The 25079-nt window shown below is 70.6% G+C and carries 24 protein-coding genes; 11 read left to right on the forward strand and 13 right to left on the reverse strand.

The window, feature by feature from the left end; translation table 11 throughout:
- Positions 1-4: 4 nt before the first annotated feature.
- Together DV20_RS21140 and DV20_RS21145 are read left to right on the forward strand one after the other, a co-directional pair.
- Complete coding sequence (locus DV20_RS21140) at positions 5-796, forward strand: ABC transporter ATP-binding protein (protein ID WP_043782887.1); 792 nt, start codon at positions 5-7, stop codon at positions 794-796.
- Positions 783-1667, forward strand: coding sequence for an ABC transporter permease (locus DV20_RS21145; protein ID WP_043782888.1), 885 nt, complete (start codon positions 783-785; stop codon positions 1665-1667). The genes DV20_RS21140 and DV20_RS21145 overlap by 14 nt, the downstream gene beginning before the upstream one ends.
- A gap of 206 nt (positions 1668-1873) precedes the next feature.
- Here the strand turns inward: DV20_RS21145 and DV20_RS21150 are convergent, their stop codons facing one another.
- Positions 1874-3436: a DEAD/DEAH box helicase gene (locus DV20_RS21150; RefSeq protein ID WP_043782890.1), complete on the reverse strand. Its 1563-nt coding sequence runs from the start codon at positions 3434-3436 to the stop codon at positions 1874-1876.
- A gap of 235 nt (positions 3437-3671) precedes the next feature.
- Between DV20_RS21150 and DV20_RS21155 the strand changes: the two genes are divergently transcribed.
- Genes DV20_RS21155 through DV20_RS21175 form a run of 5 tightly spaced genes read left to right on the forward strand, consistent with a single transcriptional unit; the run spans position 3672 to position 7909 of the window.
- The gene (locus tag DV20_RS21155) at positions 3672-5378 is read left to right on the forward strand and encodes an acyl-CoA dehydrogenase family protein (protein WP_043782892.1); all 1707 of its coding nucleotides are present in this window, start codon (positions 3672-3674) and stop codon (positions 5376-5378) included.
- A complete protein-coding gene (locus DV20_RS21160; RefSeq protein WP_043782893.1) occupies positions 5378-5824 on the forward strand; it encodes a nitroreductase family deazaflavin-dependent oxidoreductase in 447 nt (148 codons plus the stop codon). Before DV20_RS21155 ends, DV20_RS21160 begins: the two co-directional genes overlap by 1 nt.
- A complete protein-coding gene (locus DV20_RS21165) occupies positions 5821-6591 on the forward strand; it encodes a 2-keto-4-pentenoate hydratase (protein WP_043782894.1) in 771 nt (256 codons plus the stop codon). Before DV20_RS21160 ends, DV20_RS21165 begins: the two co-directional genes overlap by 4 nt.
- Positions 6592-6595: 4 nt before the next feature.
- Positions 6596-7009 carry a hypothetical protein gene (locus DV20_RS21170; RefSeq protein ID WP_043782895.1) on the forward strand — a complete coding sequence of 138 codons (414 nt, stop codon included), beginning with the start codon at positions 6596-6598 and terminating at the stop codon, positions 7007-7009.
- 33 nt (positions 7010-7042) lie between these two features.
- The gene (locus tag DV20_RS21175) at positions 7043-7909 is read left to right on the forward strand and encodes a YwqG family protein (protein WP_043782896.1); all 867 of its coding nucleotides are present in this window, start codon (positions 7043-7045) and stop codon (positions 7907-7909) included.
- 134 nt (positions 7910-8043) lie between these two features.
- Here the strand turns inward: DV20_RS21175 and DV20_RS21180 are convergent, their stop codons facing one another.
- On the reverse strand, positions 8044-10434 hold the full coding sequence (locus DV20_RS21180) for a Tex family protein (protein WP_043782897.1): 2391 nt from the start codon (positions 10432-10434) through the stop codon (positions 8044-8046).
- A 145-nt stretch (positions 10435-10579) separates the two neighbouring features.
- Between DV20_RS21180 and DV20_RS21185 the strand changes: the two genes are divergently transcribed.
- Both DV20_RS21185 and DV20_RS43150 read left to right on the forward strand, forming a co-directional pair.
- Positions 10580-12067: a chitinase gene (locus tag DV20_RS21185; RefSeq protein ID WP_043782899.1), complete on the forward strand. Its 1488-nt coding sequence runs from the start codon at positions 10580-10582 to the stop codon at positions 12065-12067.
- Positions 12068-12173: 106 nt separating this feature from the next.
- Complete coding sequence (locus tag DV20_RS43150; RefSeq protein ID WP_160169747.1) at positions 12174-12845, forward strand: class I SAM-dependent methyltransferase; 672 nt, start codon at positions 12174-12176, stop codon at positions 12843-12845.
- Positions 12846-12848: 3 nt separating this feature from the next.
- Here the strand turns inward: DV20_RS43150 and DV20_RS21195 are convergent, their stop codons facing one another.
- The 7 genes from DV20_RS21195 to DV20_RS21225 all read right to left on the reverse strand — a co-directional run bounded on the left by DV20_RS21195 (position 12849) and on the right by DV20_RS21225 (position 20484).
- The gene (locus DV20_RS21195) at positions 12849-14048 is read right to left on the reverse strand and encodes a hypothetical protein (RefSeq protein WP_152603746.1); all 1200 of its coding nucleotides are present in this window, start codon (positions 14046-14048) and stop codon (positions 12849-12851) included.
- Positions 14049-14113: 65 nt separating this feature from the next.
- Complete coding sequence (locus tag DV20_RS45000; RefSeq protein ID WP_152603747.1) at positions 14114-14347, reverse strand: hypothetical protein; 234 nt, start codon at positions 14345-14347, stop codon at positions 14114-14116.
- 399 nt (positions 14348-14746) lie between these two features.
- Positions 14747-15361 (reverse strand): hypothetical protein, encoded by a 615-nt coding sequence (locus tag DV20_RS21205; protein ID WP_043782904.1) that lies wholly within the window; start codon positions 15359-15361, stop codon positions 14747-14749.
- 18 nt (positions 15362-15379) lie between these two features.
- Positions 15380-15805, reverse strand: a complete 426-nt coding sequence (locus tag DV20_RS43155) for an NUDIX domain-containing protein (RefSeq protein ID WP_084093588.1) — start codon at positions 15803-15805, stop codon at positions 15380-15382.
- A gap of 385 nt (positions 15806-16190) precedes the next feature.
- Positions 16191-17849 (reverse strand): GMC family oxidoreductase, encoded by a 1659-nt coding sequence (locus tag DV20_RS21215; RefSeq protein ID WP_043782906.1) that lies wholly within the window; start codon positions 17847-17849, stop codon positions 16191-16193.
- Positions 17849-19315 (reverse strand): flavin-containing monooxygenase, encoded by a 1467-nt coding sequence (locus tag DV20_RS21220; RefSeq protein WP_043782908.1) that lies wholly within the window; start codon positions 19313-19315, stop codon positions 17849-17851. The genes DV20_RS21215 and DV20_RS21220 overlap by 1 nt, the downstream gene beginning before the upstream one ends.
- A gap of 74 nt (positions 19316-19389) precedes the next feature.
- Positions 19390-20484, reverse strand: coding sequence for a winged helix DNA-binding domain-containing protein (locus DV20_RS21225; protein WP_043782911.1), 1095 nt, complete (start codon positions 20482-20484; stop codon positions 19390-19392).
- Between the two features lie 80 nt (positions 20485-20564).
- On the opposite strand from DV20_RS21225, the gene DV20_RS21230 reads away from it, so the two are divergent.
- Positions 20565-21620, forward strand: a complete 1056-nt coding sequence (locus DV20_RS21230; RefSeq protein ID WP_043782914.1) for an AraC family transcriptional regulator — start codon at positions 20565-20567, stop codon at positions 21618-21620.
- Here the strand turns inward: DV20_RS21230 and DV20_RS21235 are convergent.
- Complete coding sequence (locus DV20_RS21235) at positions 21541-22212, reverse strand: TetR/AcrR family transcriptional regulator (RefSeq protein WP_043782918.1); 672 nt, start codon at positions 22210-22212, stop codon at positions 21541-21543. The two genes, DV20_RS21230 and DV20_RS21235, sit on opposite strands and share 80 nt — an antisense overlap.
- A gap of 192 nt (positions 22213-22404) precedes the next feature.
- Here DV20_RS21235 and DV20_RS21240 point away from each other — a divergent pair, with 192 nt between their 5' ends.
- Positions 22405-22716 carry a hypothetical protein gene (locus tag DV20_RS21240; protein ID WP_043782920.1) on the forward strand — a complete coding sequence of 104 codons (312 nt, stop codon included), beginning with the start codon at positions 22405-22407 and terminating at the stop codon, positions 22714-22716.
- Between the two features lie 40 nt (positions 22717-22756).
- On the opposite strand, the gene DV20_RS21245 is transcribed toward DV20_RS21240, so the two are convergent.
- Genes DV20_RS21245 through paaI form a run of 3 tightly spaced genes read right to left on the reverse strand, consistent with a single transcriptional unit; the run spans position 22757 to position 25037 of the window.
- Positions 22757-23350: a TetR/AcrR family transcriptional regulator gene (locus tag DV20_RS21245; protein ID WP_043782921.1), complete on the reverse strand. Its 594-nt coding sequence runs from the start codon at positions 23348-23350 to the stop codon at positions 22757-22759.
- Positions 23347-24624: a phenylacetate--CoA ligase PaaK gene (paaK, locus tag DV20_RS21250; RefSeq protein ID WP_043782924.1), complete on the reverse strand. Its 1278-nt coding sequence runs from the start codon at positions 24622-24624 to the stop codon at positions 23347-23349. The genes DV20_RS21245 and paaK overlap by 4 nt, the downstream gene beginning before the upstream one ends.
- Positions 24621-25037: a hydroxyphenylacetyl-CoA thioesterase PaaI gene (gene paaI / locus DV20_RS21255; RefSeq protein ID WP_043782925.1), complete on the reverse strand. Its 417-nt coding sequence runs from the start codon at positions 25035-25037 to the stop codon at positions 24621-24623. Before paaI ends, paaK begins: the two co-directional genes overlap by 4 nt.
- Positions 25038-25079 lie beyond the last annotated feature (42 nt).

Raw genomic sequence — 25079 nt, forward strand, 5'->3', positions numbered from 1 at the left:
AACGATGACCACCACCCTCCCGACCGGCCGGTCCAGTTTCACCGGCGCGACCGCGGTGCGTCTCGACGGCGTGCGCAAGACGTTCGGCACCGCCGGCCGCGCGGTCGTCGCGCTCGACGGCGTCGACCTGACGGTCGCGCCCGGCGAGTTCGTCTGCCTGCTCGGCGCGTCCGGCTGCGGCAAGAGCACGCTGCTGAACCTGGTCGCCGGGCTGGACGCGCCGTCGGCGGGCGAGATCACGCTGAACACCTCCCGGCCGGCGGTCATGTTCCAGGAAGCGGCGCTGATGCCGTGGCTGACCGCGGCCCGCAACGTCGAGCTGCCGCTGCGGCTGGCCGGCTTCGGCCGGGCCGAGCGCCGCGAAAAGGCCGCCGAGCTGCTGGATCTGGTCCGGCTGAACGGCGCGGGCGGCAAGCGGCCGCACGAGCTGTCCGGCGGGATGCGGCAGCGCGTCGCGCTGGCCCGCGCCCTGGCCGCGACGCTGCGCGTCGGCGGCGACCCGGAGCAGTCGCTCCTGCTGATGGACGAGCCGTTCGCCGCGCTCGACGCCATCACCCGCGACGTCCTGCAGGGCGAGCTGCTGCGCGTCTACCGCAGCACGGGCACGTCGGTGCTGTTCGTGACGCACGACGTGCGCGAGGCGGTCCGGCTCGGCCGGCGCGTGGTGCTGCTGTCGTCACGGCCCGGCCGGGTCGTGCGCGAGTGGGCGGACGTGCCGCTGGCCGACGCCGCGGAGCTGACCGAGGAAATCACCGGGCACCTGCGTGAGGTGATCAGCACCCATGCCGCAGCTTGACCGGTCCGCGGAGGCCGACCTGGACGCGGTCGGCGCCGGATTGGACTCGCTCGACGCCCCCGTCGGCGAACGCCGCCCGAGCTTCTGGAAGCGGTTCGCCTGGGGGTTCCTGCCGCCGTTGGGCGCGCTCGTCCTGCTGCTCGTGGTCTGGCAGGTCCTCTGGGCCGCCGCCTTCTGGCCGGAGTCGCAGCTGCCCGCGCCGCTCGCGGTGTGGGACGAGTTCTGGAGCATCGTCGCCGACGGCCAGGTGTTCGGTTTCGTCTGGACGTCGGTGCACCGCGCCGCGCTGGGCTTCGTCGCCGGCGTGCTCATCGGCACCCCGCTCGGCCTGGTCGTGGCGAAGGTTCGCGTGGTCCGCGCGGCGATCGGGCCGCTGCTGACGGGTTTGCAGAGCCTCCCGTCGGTGGCCTGGGTCCCGGCGGCGATCCTGTGGTTCGGCATCAACGACGCGGCGATCTACTTCGTCGTGCTGCTCGGCTCGGTGCCGTCGATCGCGAACGGCCTGGTGTCCGGCATCGACCAGATCCCGCCGATCCTCCCGCGCGTCGGCCAGGTGATGGGCGCCAACCGGCTGTCGTCGGCCCGCCACATCCTGCTGCCCGCCGCGCTCCCCGGCTTCCTGGCGGGGTTGAAGCAGGGCTGGGCGTTCTCGTGGCGCTCACTGATGGCGGCCGAGCTGATCGCGCTGTCCCCGCAACTGGGCATCGGGCTCGGCGCCTACCTCAACCAGGGCTCGTCGTTCAACAGCATGGAGACGGTGATCGCGGCGATCTTCCTGATCCTGCTGGTCGGCGTAGGCATCGAACTGCTGGTCTTCCGCCCGCTGGAACGCGCGGTACTCCGAGCCCGCGGCCTGACTGCATCCCTCTAGACCCGGACCCGTGCTCGGGAAGGCCTCACCCGTGATTGAAGGGGCACCACTCGTGATTGGAGGGTCATCACGCGTGTTTGAAGGGGCATCACGCGTGATTGGGAAGGCGCCGCGCTGATGCCCGCCTGATCACACGTGATGCCCGCCCAGTCACGCGTGTTGCCCGCCTGATCACGGGTGATGCCCCGCTGATCACGCTTGATGCCCTATCGGGACCGGCGTGCGCCCGCCCGGGTGCCCGAAGAGAAGGCGGCGGCGCCGCCCGAACCCGACGGGCGGCCGGCCGCGGCCGGCGCACCCGATCGCCGGGCACCACCCGAAGCGGCGGCTCCGGACGAGCGGGGCGAGCCTCCCTGGCCGCCCGACCGTCGCGAGCCACCGGACGCGGGGGCACCCGAGCGGCGCGAACCGCCCGAGGCGGCGCCGTCCGAGCGGCGGGAAGCCGAGCCGGCCGAACGCTGCTCCTGGCCGGCGGCGCGGGAACGCTGGCCGCCCCGGTTCTCCTTCGGCGTGGCCGGCCCGCCGCGGCGGCCTCGGCCGCCACCCGGGGCCGCTCCGGAAGCCGTGACCTTCTTCGGGCGGTTGTCCACCGCCGGGGCCTTCGAGAACGTCCGCTCGCCCGGGGCCAGCTCCGCCAGCAGCGGGTGACCCGGCGCCAGCTGGGTCGTCGTCGGCTTGATGCCCGCCTTGCGGGTCAGGTCGCGGACGTCGCGGACCTGCGCGTCCGTCATCAGCGTCACCACCGTGCCCGACGCTCCGGCGCGGGCCGTGCGGCCCGATCGGTGCAGGTAGGCCTTGTGCTCCACCGGCGGGTCCGCGTGGATGACCAGCCGGACGTCGTCGACGTGGATGCCGCGGGCCGCGATGTCCGTCGCCACCAGCGTGCGGGCCGTGCCGGAGGAGAACGCCTCGAGGTTGCGCGTCCGGGCGTTCTGGCCCAGGTTGCCGTGCAGCTCCACCGCCGGAACGCCCGAAGCGACCAGCTTCCGCGTCAGCGCCTTCGCGCGGCTCTTCGTCCGCGTGAACACCAGCGTGCGGCCCGGCGCCGCCGTCAGGTCGACCAGCACCGGCAGGCGGTGGGTCTCCTCCAGGTGCAGGACGTGGTGCTCCATCGTCGACACCGGCGACTGCGCCGAGTCGACGCTGTGCGTGATCGGGTCGTTCATGAAGCGCTTGACCAGCACGTCGACGCCGTTGTCCAGGGTCGCGGAGAACAGCATCCGCTGGCCGCGGGACGGCGTGGCGTCCATGATCCGCCGGACCTCGGGCAGGAAGCCCAGGTCGGCCATGTGGTCGGCCTCGTCCAGGACCGTGATCTCGATGGCGTCGAGCTTCACGTGGCCGGAACGCATGTGGTCGGCGAGCCGGCCGGGGCAGGCCACGACGATGTCGACGCCGTCACGCAGCCGGGTGATCTGCGGGTTGGCCGAGACCCCGCCGAAGATCGTCGTCGTGCGCAGGCCCAGCGGCTTCGCCAGCGGGAGGATCGAGGCCTCGATCTGCGTCGCGAGCTCGCGCGTCGGCGCGAGGATCAGCGCGCGGGGGCGGCCCGGCTTGCGCCGCGTCGGGCCCGCGGCGAGGCGGGTCAGCACGGGCAGCACGAAGCCGTACGTCTTGCCGGAGCCGGTGCGGCCGCGCCCGAGGACGTCGCGCCCGGCGAGGGTGTGCGGCAGGGTCGCCGCCTGGATCGGGAAGGGCTCGGTGACGCCCTGGGTGGCCAGCGCGGCCACGAGCGGGGTGGGCAGGCCGAGTTCAGCGAAAGTGCTCATAGATGCGTGCGGGCGTGCGAGCGCCCTGGTCTCCATAACCTGAGAAGGGTTGTCCTGCCCGGCGCAGACCGGTCAACGGCCGCGGCGCGTGGTAGTCGACAACAGCAGCGGGCCGAGGCAGAACTGAGCGGCCCGCATGATCAGTATAGCGGGCGAGGGTGACCTAGCCCCAGTGAGATTGCCCGCACGCGCGCCGCCTTGCTAAGTTACCGGTCGGTAATCGAGGAGGACGACCATGCTGCTGAACCCGCGCGAGTACGACCCGGCGCACTTCGACGCCGAGACGCGGCGCCTGCTGCGCGCCACCATCGACTGGTTCGAACAGCGCGGCAAGGCGAAGCTGACCGAGGACTACCACAACCGCGTCTTCTACGCGGACTTCCTCGAGTTCGCGGGCAAGGAAGGCCTGTTCTCGACCTTCCTGACCCCCGCGGCGAACGCCGAGGGCAACCCGGACAAGCGCTGGGACACCAGCCGCGTCGCCGCCCTGTCGGAAATCCTCGGGTTCTACGGCCTGAACTACTGGTACCCGTGGCAGGTCACCATCCTCGGCCTCGGCCCGGTGTGGCAGAGCGGCAACGAGGCGGCGCGCGAGCGTGCGGCCGCGGCACTGGACGCCGGCGGCGTCGGCGCGTTCGGTCTGTCCGAAAAGGACCACGGCGCCGACATCTACGCGTCCGACATGGTGCTCACCGAGGACGGCGAGGGCTACCGCGCCACCGGCTCCAAGTACTACATCGGCAACGGCAACTGCGCGCGCACGGTGTCGGTCTTCGGCCGCATCGACGGCGTCGAAGGCCCTGATCAGTACGTCTTCTTCTACGCCGACTCCGAGCACCCGAACTACCACGTCGTCAAGAACGTCGTGCCGTCGCAGATGTACGTCGCCGAGTTCCGGCTCGAGGACTACCCGGTGCGCGCCGAGGACATCCTGCACGTCGGCGCCGAAGCCTTCAGCGCCGCGCTGAACACCGTCAACATCGGCAAGTTCAACCTCTGCTTCGGCGGCATCGGCATGGCGACGCACTCGCTGTACGAGGCCATCACGCACGCGCACAACCGCGTCCTCTACGGCAAGCCGGTGACGGACTTCCCGCACGTCCGCCGCGAATTCGTCGAGGCCTACGCGCGGCTGACGGCGATGAAGCTGTTCTCCGACCGCGCCGTCGACTACTTCCGCAGCGCGCACGCCGAAGACCGGCGCTACCTGCTGTTCAACCCGATCACCAAGATGAAGGTGACCACCGAGGCGCAGAAGGTGATCGGCCTGGTCGCCGACGTCGTGGCGGCCAAGGGCTTCGAGGCCGACACCTACCTGGCGATGTCGAAGAACGACATCGACGGCCTGCCGAAGCTCGAGGGCACGGTGGCCGTCAACCTCGCGCTGATCGCGAAGTTCATGCCGAACTACCTCTTCGCGCCGCAGGAGTACCCGCCGGTGCCGACCCGCACCGACGCCGCGGACGACGAGTTCCTCTTCCGCCAGGGCCCGGCGCGCGGCCTGTCGAAGGTCCGGTTCCACGACTGGAAGACCGCCTACGCGCAGGCGGCGCACATCCCGAACGTCGCGCTGTTCACCGAGCAGGCCGGGTACCTGGTCAAGCTGCTCACCGAGGCGGCGCCGGACGAGGCGCAGCAGGCCGACCTCGACTTCGGGCTCGCGCTCGCCGAGCTGTTCACGCTGATCGTGTACGGCCAGCTCGTCCTGGAGCAGGCCGGCCTCACCGGCCTGGACGACGAGGTCGTCGACCAGATCTTCGCGGTGCTGGTGCAGGACTTCAGCGTCGCGGCGGTGGACCTCCACGGCAAGGCGAGCTCGACCGGCGCCCAGCAGGCGATCGCACTGGCCGCGCTGCGCAAGCCGGTGGTCGACGCCGCGCGGTTCGAGAACGTCTGGGCGCGGGTGCGGGAGCTCTCCGGGGTCTACGCTATGCACCCGTGATGGCGCGGAAGTACCGGCTGGGCGTGACGCGGAAGGCCGCGAACGCCGTCGTGAAGGCGTTGCTGGAACGCGGGATCCCGGTCAACGGCCGCACCGGGTTCCTGCTGACCACGCGCGGGCGCAAGAGCGGCGTCGACCGGACCACCCCGGTCAACGTCATCGAGGCCGGCGGGGAACGCTGGCTCGTGTCGCCGTACGGGCAGGTCGGCTGGGTGCACAACCTGCGCACCGACCCGGCCGCGCGGCTGTGGCGCGGCCGACGGCGCGAAACGTGGGAGGTCGAGGAGGCCGACGCCGCCACGGCGGGCCCGGTGCTGCGCGCCTACGTCCGCAAGATCCCGGTGACGGCGCCGTTCTTCGACGCCAAGCTGACCGGGCCGCCCGAAGCCTTCGCCGCGGAAGCCGTTCGACACCCGGTGTTCCGGTTGGCAAGATCGCGGGCGTGAAGCGAGAGCGGGCGGCGGAGCTCATCTGGGACGCGTGGCTGACCGGCAAGCGGCTGGAGGGCCTCCCGGACGACGTCCGCCCGCGCGGCACCGCCGAAGGCATGGCGGTGCAGGCGGCGCTCGCCGAGCTGGGCGGGTCGGTGTCCGGCTGGAAGATCGGCGCGACGACGGTGTACGCCCGGCAGTACCTCGGCGTCCCCGGGCCGCTGCCGGGCCCGATGTTCGAGCGGTACCACCACGTCGAGGGTTCGCCGGTCCCCGCGGACACGATGACGATGGGCGTGGCCGAACCGGAGTTCGCCTTCCGGCTCAAGGCCGACCCGGGCCGGTCGCCGTCGCCGGCGGCGGTGCTCGACGCGGTCGACACGATGTTCCTGGCGATCGAGCTGCCGGACAGCCGCTACACCGACCACCGCCACGCGGGCGGCCCCCAGCTCCTGGCCGACGCGGCGTGCGCGGGCCGGTTCGTCGAGGGCGGTCCGGTGCCGGGGTGGCGCGACCTCGACCTGCCGCGCAGCCCGGTGGTCCTCCACGCCGACGGCGAGGAGTTCGCCCGCGGCAGCGGCCGCCTGGTCCTGGGCGACCCGCGCCTGGCCCTGCACTGGCTGGCGATGGAGCTGCCCCGCCACGGGCTCGCGTTGCGCCCCGGCGACGTCGTGACGACGGGCACGGCGACCCCGCCGTGTCCGATCCACGCGGGCGGTCACGTGGTGGCGGACTTCGGCGCGCTGGGCAGTGTGGAAGTGAGGTTCCCGTCGCTAGAGTGATCGGGTGCTGACCTTCCGTGCCGGTTTCGTGACCCTCGCCGTGGTCGTCGCCGGGCTCGACGCGGGCTTCTGGTTCTTCGCACGCGGCCCCCACCCGATGACTGCGCGCATCGGTTTCCTGGTGGCCTTCGTGCTGCTGCTGGCCCTGCTGGCGGCGGCCGCGGGCGTGGTGCGCTGGGAGGTGGCGGCCCCGCTGGGCGCGGCCTCGACCTCGGGCCTGCTGTTCGTCGGCGCGGCGGCGATCTTCAGCGTGGGCCTGGGATTCCTGCTGACGGCGGTCGTGGAGGCGGCGTTGGTGCGGCGGCTGGTCCTCGACGCGTCCCCGGCGGGCTGGCGCGGCGGGATGTGGCTGATCAGCGCGGCGGCCGCGGTGGTGCCGGTGGTGTTGTTCGCGGTGGGGCTCTTCGCGCTGCGGTGATTTTTTGTCGGTGCCCCCTGCCACGATGTCCCGGTGACGTCCTGGAGAGATCGACTCGACACCCTCGCCCACGAGTGGCTGCCCGCCGAGCTGGCTACCGCATGGCTCGGGCTGGCGCGCCCGGGAATCCGCCTGGTACCCGGCGGCGAGGGCCCGCGCGTGGGCCGGATCGGCGGCGCGCCCCTCATGCCCGCGGACCTGGCGTGGCCCGAGTGGCCGGGCCGGGGTCCCCTCGACTTCGTGGCCGCGGTGGACTGCGCGGCGCTGCCACGGGAGTTCCTGAGCATCCCGTTGCCCGAAGCGGGCACGCTCCTGTTCTTCTACTTCGACGGGTACCGCCGGGGCGCCGGCGAAACGCCGCTGCTCGAAGACGTCGAGGGCAGCCGCGTGCTGTTCGTTCCGGCGGGGTTGCCGGTCGTCGAACGGGCAGCGCCCGAAGGGCTCGTCCCGTACCCGGCGTTCGACCTCTCCGCCGAGGTGGTGGCGACGGCTCCGGAGGACGAGCACGACCTGCTCGACCGGACGGAGCTCGCGAACGGGGAGTCCCTCGACGAAGCGGCCGAGATGGTGGAGCTCCCCGGGGAATTCGTGGGCTCCGAGGTGTTCGGCGAGCTGGCCGCCCAGGCCCGGGGGCGGGGTCCGGAGCACCAGGTCGGCGGGTTCGCCGCCCCCGTGCAGGGGGCGGTGGAGAACGAGATCGCCGCGGCGGTGCTCGGGGACTACGGGCACCCACGCCGGGCCGAGGAGGCGGCCCGGTGGGTACTGCTCGCCCAGATCGACAGCGACGACCGGACCGACATGACCTGGGGCGACGCCGGAATGCTGTACTGGGTCATCCGCACCGACGACCTCGAGGCGGGCCGCTTCGACCGCGCGCGGTGCACGCTGCAATGCGGCTGAGGAGGCCTTGAACGGCGGCAGGCCATCCCGGGGCGGGCCGCTTCGAGCGCGCGCGGTGCACGCTGCAATGCGGCTGAGGAGGCCTTGAACGCGGGCAGGCCACCCCGAGGCACCCGGGGTGGCCCGCCGCGGAACTACTTGCCGAACCCGGCCCGCCGGAGCGCGTCGGCCATGGACCCGCTCGCGTTGCCGCCGCGGTCCCGGCCGCCGCCACCGCCGCCACCGCGCCGGTCGCCGCCGCCACCGCCACCGCTGCCGCCGCGGCGCTGACCACCCTGGCCGCCCTGACCACCCTGGCCGCGTTCCCGGCGCTCGCCGCCGCCGCGGTTGCCCGAGGCCGCTCCCGGCTCGTCGTCCAGGCGCAGCGTCAGCGAGATCCGCTTCCGCGGCACGTCGACGTCCAGGACCTTCACCTTCACGATGTCCCCGGGCTTCACGACCTCGCGCGGGTCCTTCACGAAGTTCTTCGACAGCGCCGAAACGTGCGCCAGCCCGTCCTGGTGGACACCCACGTCGATGAACGCGCCGAACGCCGCCACGTTCGTCACGACCCCCTCCAGGCGCATGCCCGGCTTCAGGTCCGAGATCTTGTCCACGCCCTCGGCGAACGTCGCCGTCTTGAAGGCCGGGCGGGGGTCGCGGCCGGGCTTGTCCAGCTCCGCCAGGATGTCCGTCACCGTCGGGAGACCGAACGTCTCGTCCACGAACTCGGCCGGCCGCAGCGAGGAGAGCGTCCGGGTGTTGCCGATCAGCGCCCGGATGTCGGTGCCCGTCTTCGACAGGATCCGGCGGACCACCGGGTACGCCTCCGGGTGCACCGCCGACGAGTCGAGCGGGTCGTCGCCGTCCGGGATGCGCAGGAAGCCCGCGCACTGCTCGAACGCCTTCGGGCCGAGGCGCGCGACCTCCTTCAGCGCCATCCGGGAGCGGAACGGCCCGTTCGTGTCGCGGTGGGCCACGATGTTCTCCGCCAAGCCCGTCGTGATGCCCGAAACCCGGGTCAGCAGCGGCGCCGACGCCGTGTTGACGTCCACGCCGACCGCGTTCACGCAGTCCTCGACCACCGCGTCGAGCGAGCGGGACAGCGACACTTCGGACAGGTCGTGCTGGTACTGCCCGACGCCGATCGACTTCGGGTCGATCTTCACCAGCTCGGCCAGCGGGTCCTGCAGCCGGCGGGCGATCGAGACCGCGCCGCGCAGCGAGACGTCCATGTTCGGCAGTTCCTGCGAAGCGAAGGCCGACGCCGAGTACACCGAAGCGCCCGCCTCGGACACCACGGCCTTCGTCAGCTTCAGCTCCGGGTGCTTCTTGATCAGCTCGATGGCGAGCTTGTCGGTCTCGCGCGACGCCGTGCCGTTGCCGATGGAGATCAGCTCGACCTTGTGCCGGGCGCACAGCGCCGCCAGCTCGGCGATCGACTGGTCCCACTTGTTGGCCGGCTGGTGCGGGTAGATGACGTGGGTGTCGACGACCTTGCCCGTCGCGTCCACCACCGCCACCTTGACCCCGGTCCGGAAGCCCGGGTCGAGGCCCATGGTGGCGCGGGTGCCGGCCGGCGCGGCCAGCAGCAGGTCGCGCAGGTTGGCCGCGAACACGCGCACGGCGTCGTCCTCGGCCGCCTGGCGCAGCCGCATCCGCAGGTCGATGCCCAGGTGCAGGAGGATCTTGGTGCGCCACGCCCAGCGCACGGTGTCGCCGAGCCACTTGTCCGCCGGGCGGCCCTGCTGGGCGATGCCGAACTTCGCGGCGATGCGCTGCTCGTACTCCGTCGGCCCCACCTGGGGCTCGTCCGAAGGCTCGTCCGGCGACATCGTGAGGTCGAGGACCTCCTCCTTCTCGCCGCGCAGCATCGCGAGGATGCGGTGCGAGGGGAGCTTCGTGTACGGCTCGGAGAAGTCGAAGTAGTCGGAGAACTTCGCGCCTTCCTCCTCCTTGCCCGCGCGAACCTTGGCCACCAGGTGCCCCTGGCCCCACATCTTCTCGCGCAGCTCGCCGATGAGGTCGGCGTCCTCGGCGAAGCGCTCGACGAGGATCGCGCGAGCGCCGTCGAGCGCGGCCTGCGTGTCCGCGACGCCCTTGTCGGCGTCGACGAACACCGCGGCCGCGGCCTGCGGGTCGGTGTTCGGGTCGGTCAGCAGGCCGTCGGCCAGCAGCTCGAGACCCGCCTCGCGCGCGATCATCGCCTTCGTGCGGCGCTTCGGCTTGTAGGGGAGGTAGATGTCCTCGAGCCGCGACTTCGTGTCCGCGGCGAGGATCGACGCCTCGAGGGCTTCGTCGAGCTTGCCCTGGCTCCGGATGGACTCGAGCACGGCGAGCCGGCGCTCGTCGAGTTCCCGCAGGTAGCGCAGCCGCTCTTCGAGCGTGCGCAGCTGCGCGTCGTCGAGCATGCCGGTGACTTCCTTGCGGTAGCGCGCGATGAACGGCACGGTCGAACCGCCGTCGAGCAGCTCGACGGCGGCCTTGACCTGTCCTTCGCGCACGCCCAGTTCTTCGGCGATCTTCTGCTCGACCGACACGCTCACTGCTACACGCTCCTGCTTCGCCTGGTTCCGATCGTCTCATTCTGCCGTTTCGGGCGCCCCGACTTTCGGATGGGGTTCCTTGACATTCAGATTGGTCTAGTCCATTTTGTGGTGACCTGCCTCACCAGTGTCACGGAGGTCGCCCGTGGTCCCCAAGGTTCGCTTCGCTCTGCTTTCCTTACTTTCCGTGGTTTCGCTGTGTCTCGGCGTCACCTTCGTCCTCGCCGGCAGCGCTTCGGCGGCGAACATCCTGGCCAACCCCGGTTTCGAAGCCGGCACCACGGGCTGGACGTGCACCGGCGCGTCGGCCGCGGTGAGCTCGCCGGTGCACAGCGGGAGCCGCGCCCTGAACGCGACGCCGTCGTCGTCGGACAACGCCCAGTGCTCCCAGACGCTCACCGTCTCGCCGAACACGGCCTACAAGCTGTCGGCCTGGGTGCAGGGCAGCTACGTCTACCTGGGTGTTTCCGGCTCGGCGACGACCAGCACGTGGACGCCCGGCACCAGCGGCTACCAGCAGCTGTCGCTGAGCTTCACGACCGGCTCGAGCACGTCGCTGACGGTGTACCTGCACGGCTGGTACGGCCAGCCGGCGTACTACGCCGACGACGTCAGCCTGGACGGTCCCGGCACCCCGCCGACGACCACCCCGACGACGCCGACCACCCCGACGACGCCGACGACCCCGCCCACCACGACCACCACTCCGCCGACGACGACCACGACCCCGCCCACGCAGGGCGACCTGCCGAAACACGTCCTGACGGGCTACTGGCAGAACTTTTACAACGGCGCCAAGGCGCTGAAGCTCGCCGACGTCCCGACGAAGTACAACATCATCGCGGTGTCGTTCGCGGACGCGACCGGCACGCCGGGCGCGGTGAGCTTCACGCTCGACTCAGGCCTGTCTTCGCAGCTCGGCGGCTACACCGACGCCCAGTTCAAGGCCGACGTCAAGACGGTGCAGGCCCGCGGCCAGAAGGTGATCATCTCGGTCGGCGGCCAGAACGGCACGATCAGCGTCGCCGACTCGACGTCGGCGAACAACTTCGCGAACAGCGTGAAGTCGCTGATCGCGAACTACGGCTTCGACGGCGTCGACATCGACCTCGAGAACGGCATCAACGCCACGTACATGGGCCAGGCGCTGCGCAGCATCTACAACGGCGGCGGCAAGGTCATCACGATGGCGCCGCAGACGATCGACATGCAGTCCACGGCGGGCGGCTACTTCCAGCTGGCGCTGAACATCAAGGACATCCTGACGATCGTCAACATGCAGTACTACAACTCCGGCTCGATGAACGGCTGCAACGGCAACGTCTATGCGCAGGGAACGGTCGACTTCCTGACGGCGCTGGCCTGCATCCAGCTCCAGGGCGGCCTGCGCGCCGACCAGGTCGGCCTCGGCCTCCCGGCGTCCCCGCAGGCGGCGGGCGGCGGCTACCAGGCCCCGGCCAACACGGTCTCGGCGCTGAACTGCCTGGCCCGCGGAACGTCGTGCGGCTCGTTCAAGCCGTCGGCGACGTACCCGTCGATCCGCGGCGCGATGACGTGGTCGATCAACTGGGACGCGTCGCAGGGGTACGCGTTCGCCAACACGGTGTCGGCCGGGCTCGCGGGCCTGCCGTAACCGTGCGCCGCTGAGCGGCCCTCCCGGCGGCGCGGTCCGGGAGGGCCTCTTCACGTGTCCGACGTGCTTTGTGGTGTCCGGGGAGCCCGGTATCGTGGAGCGACCGTTGGCCCGGTTGGGGGAACAGCGGGCGCTGGAAGCGGGCACCATGACCGGACAAGTTCACCATTGGGATGGCTTGCACAGCGCACGCGACGTGGGCACGAGCCGGGACGGCCCGTCGACGTTGGCGAAGGAGACCGCGCGATTCCTCGACGCGCGCGCGAGGGTGCTGGAGCTCGGCTGCGGCGCGGGATCGGATGCGGCCTACTTCGCCCGCGAAGGACACGAAGTGCTGGCTTTGGACTTCTCCGCCGTCGCGATCCGCCGAGCTTCGCGCCACTACGCGGACTCGGGGGTGGAGTTCCGGGAGGCGGACTTCTCGCGGCCGCTGGATTTCCCGCCCGGATCCTTCGACTTGGTCTATTCGCGTCTCTCCTTGCACTACTTCACGGATGAGGTGACTCGAGCGCTCGTCGGCGAGCTGGCCAGGGTCCTCGTCCGGAACGGCCGCCTGGTCGTCCTGTGCCGATCCGTCGCCGACCCCCTCTGGGGGCGGGGCGTCAAGATCGAAGAAGACATGTTCCGCCTCGACGACCACGTTCGCCACTTCTTCTCCGTCGGCTACCTGCGTGAACTCCTCGCCGAGGGGTTCACGCAGGCGGAGGTGACCGAGTTCCGGGGAACTGCCTACGGCCGCGAATCGGCCTTCGTCAAGGCCGTCGCCCGGCGGAAGTGAACGTCATTGCCTGCGGATCCGGGCGAGAGCGACCTGGATCAGAACGACCACCGCGGTGGCGATGAAGTTCGGCGCGAGCTCCGTCGCGGTGTGCCGGCTGCTCAGCACCCACGTTGCGGACGTGTACCCGACGATCACGGCCGCGGCCAGCCACAGGACCACGTTGGCGAGGCGCGAGTGAGCCAGCTGGGTCGCGGTGTTGATCGTCGTGCCGACCGCGCGCATACGCGGCGCGTTCGCCAGGCTGACCGAAATCAGCCGCATCAGCTCGCAGATTATGCCGTGCGTCCGGGTGGACTGGGCGTCCCCGGACGACGGGTAGGTGAAACCCGCCGGTGACTCGATCAGCTTCGCCGCCGCGAGCAGGGGCTGTTGCCAAAGGAAGGAAAAGAACTTCGTCGACGGGAACAGGCGCAGGGTCAGCTCGATCAGGTAGAGCTGCCACGGTATCCGGACGTAGTACTGCCGCCGGCCGGCGGTGTACTCGTAATTCGCCTCCGCGGGCGAAGACATCTGGGTGCGGAGGGCGGCGACCAGTCTTCGGTGTTCCTCCTTGAGGAACGCGCGATGGGTCCTGAGCCTGATCGTCGCGACGACCGTGAGGGCGAAGATTCGCCCGTAGGGGTTTTCCTCGCCGGACGCGGATCGAAGATGCCGGACCAGTGCCTCGACATCGCTCTCCTTCGCCGGAATGGCCGCGGCTGAGAGAGCGCGTAGGACGTGCGCGGTGGCCAGTGGATCGAACGAGCTCGCGCTGTTGTCGAGGCGAGTGCCCCAGCCCCCGCCGGACAAGCGTGCCGCTTCGATGCGCCCGATCAGTTCTTGCAGGTGGGTGTCGCGTCCGAGCACGGTGACCGGCACGCGGGAGAGCGCGAAAACGACATCGGCCGACTTGAACGTGTCGAGCCGTTCCACGGCTATGCGCCGGGAAACCTCGATCGCCTCTTCCGGGTCCGCGGCCAGGTCCGGCTCGATGGTCTCGCGGTGGCGAAGGTAGTCGACCAGTGCTTGCAGCTTCCGCACCCCGTCCGGGTCCGGTGTGCAGCTGAGCACGAGAACCGCCGCGGCGGTGCCGAAGAGGCCGCGTTGCTCGAATCCGAACCGGTCGAGGTACTGACCCGCCGCGATCATGCCGTGGGGTAGTCCACGGATCTGGGCGCCGCTTTCCAGGAGCAGATCGAACCTGGCCCGGATCGCGGACATCGTGGCATCCGCGAGGTCTTCGTCGATGCACCGGTAGCGTCGTGTCGTTCGGAGCAGTTCCGACTTCATCCGGCCGCCTGGTTCGCGAAGTCGTGGAACAGCGCCAAGGTGGCTCTGACGTTGGCTTCACCGGGAAACGCGGCGTAGTCCCAGAGATCCGGCTGCCCGATCGCCGTGGCCAGCCGCCGCCGGAAGTACTGAGGTATTCCCACGTCTTCGACGAGGGCGCAGGTGCTCCCGGTCGAGCCCAGCATGAGGTAGGGCCGCTCCCGCCAGCCGTCCGAGTGCTCCAGCAACATCGTGGGAGCGTCGGAGGAGTGAGCCGCTGCCGGAGCGGGGAGCTGCAAGCCGTACGAGCCGGGGACGACGTGGAGGTGCGCGTGGTCGACGCAGGCTGACGTGGGGAACGAAGGAGTCGGCACGCCTCCGTGTTCCCAGTAGGTCAACTCTCCCAGGCGGTCGCTGAGGCACGCGAGAGCTTGCCTCAGGAAATCGGCGAATCCGGACTCCGGGGAAGCGGCGCACAGGTTGGGCACGTGATCCGCGGGGCAGATGAGGACGTAGCCCGCTACGAGAGCGCCCACGCCGGGCAGGACGCAACCGCGCCCCGGCTGGAGCAGCAGCGGCTGATCGGTCCACGGCGGCTCCCGGTCGTGAAGTGCCCGGCAGATGAAGCAGTCATCCCGATGCATGGTGCTTCACCGCCTCGAACCGGCTTCGAGAAGTGCTTCGAGACGGCGCATGAGCACCGGCTGGAATTCCCGGATGCCGGCATCGGACGCCGCGATGGAGGTCTCGGCGATGTACGCCGAGTTGTCGATGTGCAGGTCGAACAGCGTCGGGTCGTAGCCGAACCGGATGCCGTACAGTCGCGCGAACTGCCTCCGCGCGAAGCCGTCCTTGCGGCGTATGACCTTTGCCGCCTGGCGTCCGGACAGGTGTTCGTGGTGACGCAAACCGGAGACCGCGCACTTCCTCGTGCGAGCTGTCCGGCTGGAGCCGAGCCACAACCGGACGGCCGATGCCGACCGGTAAAGCCAGGGCTGGAGCCAGGCGTCCACGATGATCGACGAGCCGCTCGAGACCATTTCGAGCATGCGACGGTCCGCTTCGATGTCGATGGCCCGGTTCCGCCGCCGGATGTCGTCCTGTTCGGGTGTCCAGTCGCGCGAACCGTTCACCGCGGTCAGCTCCTTCATGACCGGCGACATGTCGAGGTAGGTCCACCCGAGTTCGGCGGCGGCCAGCCGCGCGTGGGTCGTCTTCCCGGCCGCGGTCCACCCGGAGATGAGCACCTTGTTCTTGCGGGCCACCTTTCCCCCTCTGGTCGGCTATGCCCGGAAGTTCACGACCTCTTTCACGACGTACTCCTGGTCGGAGATCAGGGGTAGGTCGAGTGCGCTCGACAGCGGAACCCACCGGACGTCCGAAAGGAAGTCCTCGGCGTCGTTGTTCTCGCGGCTCACGGTGCCGGATTCGACCTCGCAGAACCTCGCGACGGCGACGACCTTCACCGGTTCGCCCGTCGTCCGCATGTCCCATTCCCACATGTGCACCAGACGTCCCGGAGTGACCTTGAGCCCGACCTCTTCCCAGACTTCGCGGCGAAGTGCGTCATCGAGCGACTCGTCGCCGTTCAAACCACCGCCGGGCAGTTCCCACCGGTTCGGGTTGTTCGGGTCGAGGTCGCTCTTCCGCACGAGCAGCAACTCTTGCTGTCTGAGGATAACCGCTTTTTGGGCGAACCGGAGTTTCATGGCGCTGATCCCTTGGTCGTCAACTTCACGTCGTCGGCGGGGCGATGCGGGTGCCCTGACTGAGTCGTCTGGCCCGTCGAGAATGTTGCACCCTATCAATACTTCCTTCGGGTGTCTTCGCCTTGGTGATCACGGCGCGATTGCCTACCGGCTGTGACCTGGGCACGGCGAGGCGCACCGCTCCGGATGGCCATTTCCGTACGATTCGAGCATTTCGCCTCGAAATTCGAAATGCACACCGCCGGGTGACGACAAATCACGTCGGAACTACTGACGGTACTCGATCAATCGTATTGATCGGGTCAAGCGATCGGTGGGTCAGGTACAGCTGGCGCGTCGGCGACTGAACCTTCGTCACGGTTCGTAGGCGGTCGTGAGGAGGCCGCTACGCCGGAGTGATCGGCAGCCGCAAGGCTGCCGGCGCCTCCGGCGGCACCACCGGGTTCTTCGGTGCCACCGCCGCCACGCGTCGGTAGGGCTTACCCAGTGCCGGCCGCGGGTCGGCTTGCCCGTGGTTCGGCCAGAACGCCATCGCCCGCTCCGCCTGGGCCGTGATCGTCAGTGACGGGTTCACGCCCAGGTTGGCCGAGATCGCCGAGCCGTCGACCACGTGCAGGCCCGGATACCCGTACAACCGCTGGTACGGATCCACCACCCCGGTCGACGGTGAATCCCCGATCGCGCAGCCGCCGATGAAGTGGCCGGTGATCGGGATGTTCGCCATGTCCGTCCAGGCGCCCTGGGGCAGCCCGCCGATCTTCTCCGCCACCCGGCGCGTCACCTCGTGGCCGGCCGGGATCCAGTCCGGCGACGGTGCGCCCGAACCCGGGCGGGTGGTCATGCGCCGGCCGAACAGCCCGCGTTTCGTGTACGTCGTCACGGAGTTGTCGAGCGTCTGCATCACCAGCAGCCCGATCATCCGCTCCGACCAGTGCCGCGGGTTGTGGATCCGGAGCAGGTCGCGGCGGGCGCGCCACAGCTCCCGCAGCCCGAGCACCCAGCGTCGGCGTCCGGGCGACGCGTCGACCAGCACCGTCGCCAGCAGGCCCATCAGGTTGCTGCCGCGCCCGTACCGCACCGGCTCGACGTGCGTCACCGCGTCCGGGTGGATCGACGACGTGATCGCGACACCCCGCGTGTAGTCCGCGTCCGCGCGCAACGACCGGGCCGCCAGGACGGCTTCGGAGTTCGTGCGGGCCAGGAGTCCGAGCCGAGGAGAAACCAGCGGCAGGGTTCCCGTGTCGCGCATCCGGTGCAGCAGCCGTTGCGTGCCCAACGCGGCCGCGGAGAACACGACTTGCGATGCGGTGAACGTCCGGCGGGAACGGCCACCCGTGCGGCGCGTGTCCACCGCGTACCCGCCGGAGATCGGCCGGACCGTCACCGCCGTCGTCAGCGGATGCACCACCGCGCCCGCCCGCTCGGCCAGGTACAGGTAGTTCTTCACCGTCGTGTTCTTCGCCCCGACCCGGCACCCGGTCATGCACTCGCCGCACAGCGTGCAGGACGACCGCAGGGGACCGGCGCCGCCGAAGAACGGGTCGACCCCGGACTGTCCGAAGTAGACGCCGACCGGGGTGCGCCGGTACGTGTGCCCGATGCCCATGTCGTCGGCCACCGAGCGGAGCACCCGGTCCGCGGCCGTCGTCGCCGGGTTCTCGACCACGCCCAGCATCCGCTTCGCCTGGTCGTAGTACGGCGCGAGCTCGGCCTTCCAGTCCGTGATGTGGGCCCACTGCGGGTCGGCGTAGAAGCCGTCCGGAGGCTCGTACAGCGTGTTCGCGTACACCAGCGAACCCCCGCCGACGCCGGAACCGCTCATCACGAACGTGTTCTTCAGCAGCGTCAGCCGCTGGATGCCGAAGCAGCCCAGCGCCGGCGCCCACAGGTACTTCCGCACCCGCCACGACGTCTTCGCGAACTCGTCGTCGGCGAACCGGCGGCCGGTCTCCAGCACGCCGACGCGGTAGCCCTTCTCGGTCAGCCGCAGCGCCGTGACGCTGCCGCCGAAGCCCGAACCGATCACCAGGACGTCGTAGTCCATCAGCCCGCCACCCGGTAGTCGGCGACGTCGAAGCGCCGGGTCCGGCGGTCGTACTCGGTGACCAGGCCGGGCCAGTTGGTCGTCACCCGGCCGTCGGCCTGCCGGTACCAGCTCGTGCAGGCGCTCCACACGCTGCGGCCCAGCCGCCGCTGCACCTCCCGGTCGTACCGCTCCTCGACCTCCGGCAGCACGTCCAGATAGGACACGCCGGGTCGCGCGAGCCGTTCCACCGCCTGCCGGATGTAGCGCGCCTGCCGTTCGATCATGTAGATGATGGACCCGGCGCCGAGGTTCGTGTTGGGCCCGTAGACGCAGAACAGGTTGGGGAAGCCGGGCACGGTCATGCCCAGATACGCCCGGGCGCCGCCGGACCACTCCTCCTCGAGCGACCGCCCGCCGAGACCGCGCACCCGGATCCGGCCGAGGAACTCCGTCGCGGCGAAGCCGGTGCCGTAGACGAGGACGTCCGCCTCGATCTCCGTGCCGTCCTCGACCCGCACCCCCTTCTCGGTGATTTCGACGATCCGCCGCGTCTCGACGTCGACGTCCGGCTGGGCGAGGGCGGGCAGGTAGTCGTTGGTGAAGAGGATCCGCTTGCAGCCCAGCGGGTACGCCGGCTTCAGCTTCGCCCGCAGTTCCGGGTCCTTGATGTGGCGGCGCCGGAGCTGGGCGGTCCGCAGCTCGAACACCTTCGCCAGCACGGGGTGGCGCGTCATGGCGTACGTGGCGTATTCGGCGAGCAGGAAGATCCGCAGCCGGCCGAGCAGCTGGGTCGGCGGCAGGTGCTCGAACAGCCAGTGCTGCCACCGCCGGTAGCTCGGATCGGACTTCGCCATGACGTACGGCGGCGTGCGCTGGAAGACGGTGACGTGCTGGGCGCGCTTGCGCAGCTCCGGCACGAACTGCACGGCGCTGGCGCCGGTCCCGATCACGGCGACGCGCTTGCCGGTCAGGTCGACGTCGTGGTCCCACCGCGCGGAGTGGAAGGCGTCGCCGGCGAAGCTTTCCCGGTTCGGGATGTTCGGCAGCACCGGCCGCGACAGCTGTCCGACGGCGGGGACGAAGACGTTCGCCTCGAAGGTCGTCTCCCCGCTCTTCGTCTCGACGCGCCAGAGCCCGCGTTCTTCGTCGAACGCGGCCCCGGTGACCTCGGCGCGGTACCGGATGTGCGGCTCGAGACCGTACTTCGCGATGACGCGGCGCAGGTAGGCGAGGATGTCGGGCTGGTGGGAGAACCGCTTCGGCCACCGCGGGTTGGGCTCGAAGGAGAAGGAGTACAGCGGTGACGGGATGTCGCACGCGGCGCCCGGGTAGGTGTTGTCCCGCCAGACGCCGCCCGGTTCGGCGGCGCTCTCCAGGATCGTGAAGTCGGTGAACCCCGCGCGCTTGAGCTCGATCGCCGTGCCGATGCCGCCGAACCCGGTGCCCGCGATCAGCACCGACGGCCCCTTCGCCGAACCAGTCATGCCGGAAAAGCTACGCACCGGCGGGCTGTGACAACAGGCCACGAACGGTCACTCAATCGAGATTTCCGGCCAGCTCACGCCGGCGGGTGGACGCGCACCTCGTGGGTCTCCGCGGCCGCCTCCGCCCACCGGACCAGCTCGCCGGCCGACTTTTCCAACGCCGCCAGGTCCCGCTTCGCCGGCTTCTCGAACGGCGACAGCTCGATCACCGCCGCCTTGCGGGCCGCCTTGATCTCCCAGAACCCGCACACCTGCCCGTCGACCAGCAGCGTGCCCTTGACCAGGCCGTTGTGCGAGATCACGCGCTTGCGGTAGGCGTCGGAGATGATCCGCGTCCGGTCCGCGTACGAGAGGATCATCTGGTCGAAGGGACCCAGCAGCCGCGGCGGCGCCGGGACGTCTTCGTCCGGCACGGTCAGCTCCGGCAGGTCCAGCAGCTCGCGGCCGTCCGGGTCGCGGTAGCGCCGCAGGTCCATCGACGCGGCCACCTCGCCCAGGCGCGTGATCCCCGCCCACGTCTGCACGTCCGCCACCGTGGCCGGCCCGAACGCGCGCAGGTACCGCGCGATCAGCTCCGCCGGTGCCGGCGGTGGAAGCGGAGCGCCCACCCACTCGTCCAGGCAGGCGTACGTCGTCTGCCCGGCCTTGCCCCAGATCGCCCGCGGCGGGGTCTGCACCAGCGGCAGCCGGCCCCGGGCCAGGTGCGTCAGGGAGGCCGCCGGGGCGTCCCAGCTGCGCGCCAGCTCGGCACCCAGCGCGGCCCCCGGCATCGGGCCACGGAGAAGCAGCTTGCGCGCGGCTTCGGCGACCTCGTCGTGGTCGAGCCCGGTCAGCTCGCGGGCGTGGAGCGCGTTCTGCTTGAGGTCGCGGTCGTAGATCACCTGCACCACCGGCCGCCACGCCAGCGCGTCCGCCGCCGTCACCAGGTGGACCGTGCCGCGCATCAGCGCGATCCGCACCACGCGCCGGCTTTCGAGCAGCTCCACCAGTTCGGCCGGCTGGAACCCCTCCAGCCGCGACCACAGCCCGAAGTACGGCGGGAACGGCGCCTGCGCCTGCAGCCCGGCCAGGTGCTCCACCGCGTCGTAGGCGGACATCTCCGCCCGGCGCAGCAACAGCTGCCGCTCCAGCGTCGCGCGGTTCAGGGCTCGTCGGCTCAAGGTCTCCACGGCGTCACCCTAACGATCACCCAGGACAGTTCCGGTCCTCGATTGGACACGTTCTTCTCCCGTGATCCAGAATTCCGGCCATGGCCGAGCTCGCCACGCCCGCCGTCGGGGACTGGGACTTCCCGCGCGGCACCGCGAGCATCGAGCTGATGACCCGGTTCGCCGCCGAACGCGGCCTGGCCGCTGGCCGGCTGCTGGCCGCGACCACGCTCACGCCGGAGCTGCTCGCCGACCCGGCCGTCCAGGTCGACGCGCGCCAGGAACTGGCCGTCGTCCGGGCACTGGCCGGTCTGGACGGTTCGGACGCGACGGCGCTCGAGCTGGGGCGCCGTTACCGCGTCACCACCTTCGGCATCTTCGGCTTCGCCTGCATCAGCAGCCCCACGCTGCGCGACGCGATGCTGTTCGCCCTCCGCTACTTCGACCTGAGCTTCGCCTTCTGCATCCCGCACGTCGTCCTCGGCGCCGACCGGCTGACGCTGGAGCTCGACGACAGCCGCGTGCCCGCCGACGTCGCCCGGTTCCTCGTCCTGCGCGACCTGGCCGCGATCTTCGCCGTCATGCGCGACCTGCTGCCCGAGATCGCGCTGGACGAACTGACGTTCCGGCACGAAACGTCCACGCCGGAGGAGTACCGGGCCGTGTTCGGCGTGCTGCCCCGCTTCGGCGCCGACGCCTGCCGGGCGACGCTCGACCCGGCGCTGCTGACCCGCCCGTTGCCGCAGGCCAACGACCAGACCGTCGCCCTGTGCGCCGCGCAGTGCGAAGCGCTCGTCGCGCGACGGCGGCAGCGTTCGGGTGTTTCCCAGCAGGTGCGGGAACGGCTGGTCCGGCTCGGCGGCGTCGACGCCGGGATGGACGAGATCGCCCGGCAGCTGACGCTGAGCACGCGCACGCTGCGCCGTCGCCTGACCGAAGCCGGCACGAGCTACCGGGCGCTGGTCGACGAGGTCCGCCAGGCCCTCGCCGAAGAGCTGCTCGACACCGGCGTCCTGTCCGTCGAGGACGTCGCCTACCGGCTTGGGTACGCCGAGGCGTCGAGCTTCATCCACGCGTTCAAGCGCTGGACCGGGATGACGCCGGCGGCGTTCGCCCGCCGCTTCCGCGCCGCTCGGCGAGGACCGCCGGGTAGGTGAGCTTCAGCAGGGTGACCAGCGATTCGGTGAGGAAGGTGCGCAGGGCCGCGCGGTCGAGCGTGCCGCGGATCAGCCACTCCCGCGACGCCGCGCGCAGCATCCCGCCGAACGACCGGATCATCGCGCGCAGCTCGTCGCGGCCCTCGGTCACGCCGGTCATCAGCGCGGCCTCCAGGACCCGGTCGGCGGCGATCTCGTCGGCCTCCAGCATGATCCGCTCGATCTCGGGATCGCGCCCGGCGGCCTCCGGCCCGATCACCGTCAGCCACGCGTCGCGGTTGCGGTCCACGACCTCGATCCACCGTTCGACCCCGATCGCCAGCCGCTGCTCCATCGTGGTGTCCGGCAGGGCTTCGGTGACTGGCGCCGGCACGATCATCAGCTGCCGGACGACTTCCAGGTACAGCTCGCGCTTGCCGCCGAAGTAGTGGTTGATCAGCGGGCGCGCCACCCCGGCGGCCGCGGCGATGTCCGAAGTGGACACCGACGCGTAGCTGCCGGCGCCGAACAGGTGCCGGGCGGCGGCGAGGATCTCCGCACGCCGCTCGGCCGGCTCGAGCCGGCGCCGCCGGGGCCGGGTCCCACTGGTCATGAGCTCAGCCTCGCGGGGGATCGGCACCCTGTCAACAAGTAGTTGACCCATGGTCAAAAGAGTGACTCCGGTAGCGGGCAAGCGGTGTTTCGCGCCAACCTTTGTCGTTACGCAACCGGAACAACCCGCCGGTAACTCCGCGGGGGCCGGATGCGACGAGACGGCAGAGGCCCGCGACCAGGGTAGGAGCAGATGAACGACGAAGGCGCGCCGATCCGGCCGGCCGGGCGCTGGGTGAGTGTCCGCCTGCAGCATCGCCACGTCAGCTTCGAGGAGGACTTCGAAGCGGACGAGCCGCTTCCGGACGGCGACTGCGCGGACGAGGCTTCACTGTCGTACTCGGGAATCGTGATTTCCAGTTACGACCGGGGCGAGAAGGTGTCCGAGCGCTGGATCCCCCTGGGCGTGGACCCGTCCGAAGCGGACGACGAGCAGCTGATCGGCCAGCTGCGGGAAGCGCTGCTGTGGCAGGCCGGCCGTCCACCGCAGACCGCGGAGGAGTGACCCGTCGAGAGGGAAAGGCGGGTGCTCGCCGGCTTTACCCTCACGACCCGGTGCGCAGGCCTTCGAAGGCCACTTTGCACACCGCGTCCGCCACTTCGGACGCGGCGGAGCCGCGGCGCGGCTTGTACCACTCGATCAGCGAGTTCACCATGCCGAACACCAGCCGCGCGGTCACCGCCGGGTCGACGTCCGCGCGGATGTCGCCTTCCGCCTCCGCCTGCTTCACCAGATCCGTCACCAGCCGGTCGAACTCGCGACGGCGCGCCAGCGCGGCCCGCTCCACCTTCGTGTTGCCGCGCACCCGCAGCAGCAGCGTCACGAACGGCAGCCGGTCCGCGAGCACCAGCACGCTGCCGCGCACCAGGTGCTCCAGCCGGTCGATGGCCCGCCCGTCGAGCTGGGCCGTCTCCGACGCCACCTCGAACAGCCCGTCCAGGGCCCGGTCCACCGCCAGCCGCAGCAGCTCCTCCTTGCTGGGCACGTGGTGGTAGATCGCCGACTTCGTGATGCCGAGCTTGCGGGAGAGGTCCTCCATGCTCGTGCCGTCGTAGCCGCGCTCGTTGAACAGCTTCACCGCCACCTGCAGCAGGGACTCCAGGTCGTAGCCGGGCCGCCCGCGCCGCGGGGTCGTCACGGCTTGTCCCGCTGGTCGACGATCCGCCGCATCTTGCCCATGGACCGCTCCAGGGTGTCCGGGTCGACGACCTCCACCGACACCGTCACGCCGACGCCGTCCTTCACGCCGGTGACCAGTTCCGAAGCCGCCCGCGACCGGTCGTCGCCGGAAGCGTCGTGCCGCGCCTCCACCCGCACGGTCAGGTGGTCGAGCCGCCCGCGGGTAGACCGGACGAGCTGGAAGTGCGGGCTCAGGGCGGGCGTCCGCAGCACGATCTCCTCGATCTGCGTCGGGAAGACGTTGACCCCGCGCAGGATGATCAGGTCGTCGGTCCGGCCGGTCACCTTGGCCATCCGCCGGAACGCCGGGCGCGCGGTGCCCGGGTTCAGCTCGGTCAGGTCGCGGGTGCGGTAGCGGATGATCGGCAGCGCCTGCTTGGTCAGCGACGTGAACACCAGCTCCCCGGTCTCGCCGCCGCCCAGGACCTCTTCGGAGTACGGGTCGATCACCTCGGGGTAGAAGTGGTCCTCCCAGATGTGCAGGCCGTCCTTCGTCTCGACGCACTCCTGCGCGACACCCGGGCCCATCACCTCCGACAGCCCGTAGATGTCGACGGCGTCGAGCGCGAACCGCTCCTCGATCTCGGCGCGCATCTGCTCGGTCCACGGCTCGGCGCCGAAGATGCCGACCTTCAGCGAGCTCGCCCGCGGATCGACGCCCTGCCGCTCGAACTCGTCGAGCAGCGTCAGCATGTACGACGGCGTCACCATGATGACCTCGGGCCGGAAGTCGGTGATCAGCTGCACCTGCCGCGCGGTCATCCCGCCCGAGGCCGGGATCACCGTGCAGCCCAGCTTTTCCGCGCCGTAGTGCGCGCCGAGCCCGCCGGTGAACAGGCCGTAGCCGTAGGCGACGTGCACCTTGTGCCCCGGCCGCCCGCCCGCGGCGTGGATCGACCGGGCCATCACCGTCGCCCAGGTGTCGATGTCCTGCTCGGTGTACCCGACGACGGTGGCCTTGCCGGTCGTGCCGCTGGAGGCGTGGATGCGCCGGACCTGGGCCTGCGGCACGGCGAACATGCCGAACGGGTAGTTCTCGCGCAGGTCCTGCTTGGTGGTGAACGGGAACTTGGCCAGGTCGGCGAGTTCCTTGCAGTCGTCGGGGTGGACGCCGGCCTCGTCGAACTTCCGCGTGTACGCGGGCACGTTCGCGTAGGCGTGCCGGAGTGTCCACTGCAGACGCTCCAGCTGGAGGGCGGCGAGTTCGTCCGCGCTGATGTTCGCCTCGATCATGCTTCGTCCCGTTTCGCGGTGAGGACGCGGCTGCGGCCGCGGAATTCGGCGACGACCTCGGGCCCGGCTGGGGTTTCCCGGTGCACGGTGACGTCGTAGATGCCGTTGCGGCCGTAGCGGGTGCGCTCGGTGGCCGTCGCGACGAGGTGGTCCCCGAGCCGGCCGGCCGCGACGAAGGAGATCTCCGCGCCCGCGGCGACCGTCACCGGGCCATGGGTGTTGCAGGCGCAGGCGAACGCCGTGTCGGCCAGCAGGAAGACGTACCCGCCGTGGGCGATGTCGTGCCCGTTGACCATCGCGCGCGTGATCGTCATGGTCGCCACGGCCCGGCCGTCACCCGCCTCGACCAGCTCGATGCCGAGCGCGCGCGACGCCTCGTCGGCGGCGAACATGGTGTGCGCGGCGTTGGTCATGCACTCTCCGTTTTCACTGACCGAATGGACGGTCACCGGGCG

It is taken from the genome of Amycolatopsis rifamycinica (genome assembly GCF_000695625.1).
In the GTDB taxonomy this organism is placed as follows: Bacteria; Actinomycetota; Actinomycetes; order Mycobacteriales; family Pseudonocardiaceae; genus Amycolatopsis; species Amycolatopsis rifamycinica.